Here is a 598-nt window from a genome sequence, read left to right as displayed (position 1 = left end):
CTTTGGTCCTACCTGGCGGCGAACGCTTCCAGGCCATGCAGCCGCCCGCCATGATTGACGGCACATTGTCGATCAGCATTCGGAAGCACAGCACCTTGGTCAAGACGTTGGACGAGCTGGATACAGAAGGCGCATTCAGCAGTTGGAAGGAACTGCGTGACCCTTCGGTGCTGACCGACGAAGACCGTGAGCTCCTCGAACTCAAGGAAGCCGGCCGCATCCGCGAGTTTCTGCATCAGGCGGTGCAATTTCGCCGCAACATCATCATCGGGGGCAAGACAGGCTCGGGCAAGACTACGTTTGCACGCAGTTTGATCGAACGTGTCCCACTCGACGAGCGTGTGGCAACTATCGAGGATGTCCACGAGTTGTGGCTGCCCAATCATCGCAATCGCATCCACCTGATCTACGGCAACGGCGTCGGCCAGGTTTCCGCCTTCGATTGCATCGCGGCCTGCATGCGCAGCTCACCCGATCGGATCCTCCTTTCCGAGCTGCGCGGACCCGAAGCCTGGGAGTACCTCACGGCCCTAAACACTGGCCACCCAGGATCGGTAACGACCACTCACGCTAACAGCGCGTTCGATGTCTTTGACCG

1 protein-coding gene is annotated in these 598 nt (G+C 59.5%); it reads left to right on the top strand.

Going from position 1 to position 598, the window contains the following annotated elements; translation table 11 throughout:
* The coding region (locus KDH83_RS31220) for an ATPase, T2SS/T4P/T4SS family (RefSeq protein ID WP_212322984.1) at window positions 1-598 on the top strand (598 nt) is incomplete at both ends.

Source organism: Achromobacter sp. Marseille-Q0513, assembly GCF_018195695.1.
GTDB lineage: Bacteria > Pseudomonadota > Gammaproteobacteria > Burkholderiales > Burkholderiaceae_B > Achromobacter.
The sequence above is the reverse complement of the archived record's forward strand: the minus strand, read 5'-3'. Positions and strand labels throughout refer to the sequence as shown.